Source organism: Streptomyces sp. NPDC051664 (genome assembly GCF_044453545.1).
Taxonomy (GTDB): domain Bacteria; phylum Actinomycetota; class Actinomycetes; order Streptomycetales; family Streptomycetaceae; genus Streptomyces.
Genome location: NZ_JBITCU010000112.1, coordinates 1 through 1,803, shown reverse-complemented (window position 1 = coordinate 1,803; position 1,803 = coordinate 1). Strand labels below are relative to the sequence as shown.

Genomic DNA, 1,803 nt, shown 5'->3' with positions numbered 1-1,803 from the left:
CCCAAGGCCGGGTAGTTAGCGTTCCCGCAGGTCACGCAAGGGGTGTTGACGGGTTTTCGATGTAGAGCAACGGAGCTCGTTGGTACAGGCAGTCGTCCAAGACAGCTTGTCCCGCAAGGAGCTCCGTTGCCCTTTCATTGTGTCCTGACGTCCGGGCTGACGACCATCACCCGTACGGTCACTGTGGCCGCGGGCAGGTTCGCGCCCGGCCATCTGGGGGAGCTGACGGCGATCGTGCCGTTCGAGCTCGTCGACGCGGTCTTGTCGGAGACGAGGACCGTGCAGCGGCGGCTGCGCGATCTGCCATCGCGGGTCGGGGTCTACTTCCTGCTCGCGATGTGCCTGTTCCCCGAGGTCGGCTACCGGCTGGTCTGGGACAAGCTGACCGCCGGCCTGTCCGGGATGCCGGTCGTCTGTCCGACCGCGAAGGCGTTGCGTGACCTGCGCCGGAGACTCGGTAGCGCGCCGGTGCGAGCGTTGTTCGAAGTGCTGGCCGGGCCGCTGGCCCAACCGACGACGCCGGGTGTGCGGTTCGGCCCGTACCGGACGGTGTCGTTCGACGGCTGCAGTTCGCAGAAGGTCCCCGACTCCGAGCGGAACCGTTCCTGGCTGGGCAGGACCGCCCATCATGGCTATCCGACGCTGGAGTTGATGACGCTGGTCGAGACCGGCACCCGGGCTCTGATCGGCGCGGTGTTCGGCCCTACCGCCGAGGGCGAGACGAGCTATGCCGGCCGTCTGCTGCACCTGCTGAGGCCGGACATGCTCGTACTGTGGGACAAGGGGTTCGACGGCAACAACTTCCTCGCCGCGGTGACCGCCACCCGTGCCCAGGTCCTGGGCCGGCTCCGCAGCAACCGGCGCACCCCGGTCCTGTCCCGTCTCCTGGACGGCTCGTACCTGTCGGTGATCGGCACGGTGAGGGTACGGGTCATCGACGCGCAGATCACGGTGACCTGCGCGGACGGCACCGTCTTCACTGGGTCCTACCGGCTGGTCACGACCTTGACCGATGCCCGCCGCTACCCGGCGACCGCCCTGGTCGACCTCTATCATCAGCGGTGGGAACACGAATCGGCGTACTACGCACTCCGCCACACGATCATGAACGGACGTCTGCTGCGCTCGGGCGACCCGGTCGGCATCGAGCAGGAGATGTGGGCCCTGCTGGCGCTCTACCAAGCACTACGGACGGTCATGGTCGACGCTGCCGAATCCGCCCCGGGCACCGATCCCGACCGCTGCGGGTTCACCATCGCCCTCCAGACCGCCCGTGACCAGGTCGTCCAGGCCGCCGACGTCATCCCCACGACCACCGAGCCGGTCGGTCTCATCAAACGCCGGGTCCTGGCCGCCCTGCTCCCGCCCCGGCGGACCCGGGTCAGCACCCGCAAGGTCAAATCACCGGTCTCCCGCTACAGCGAGCGCCTCGACGACGGCAGGCCCGACACCAGCCGCACCGTCACCGACCTCGACATCACCGTCCTCGCACCCGCAGCCGAAGAACGCCCCCTGCCCGACGTCTCACGAGACGACCGGCACACTCACCGGTCACCAAACAGCCGCCGGGAACGGGTCCGGGAACTCCTCCGGGCCGACCCCGAACGCCGCTGGCCAGCCCGCGAACTCGCCCAGCACCTCGGCGACATCACCCTCGGCACCATGTACAGACAACTCTCCCGCTGGGCCAAGGACGGCCACCTCCAAAAGCACGGCCCCGGCATCTACACAGCCGCTACGCAAGAGCCGATCAACTCCCTTGCGTGACCTGCGGGAACGCTAACTACCCGGCCTTGAGGGAAG

At 68.2% G+C, this 1,803-nt stretch carries 1 protein-coding gene; it reads left to right on the top strand.

Annotation, left to right across the window (positions count from 1 at the left end; translation table 11 throughout):
- Positions 1–126 precede the first annotated feature (126 nt).
- Entirely contained in the window at positions 127–1,767 is a 1,641-nt protein-coding gene (locus tag ACIA8E_RS41870; protein WP_399307346.1) for an IS4 family transposase, read from the top strand.
- Positions 1,768–1,803 lie beyond the last annotated feature (36 nt).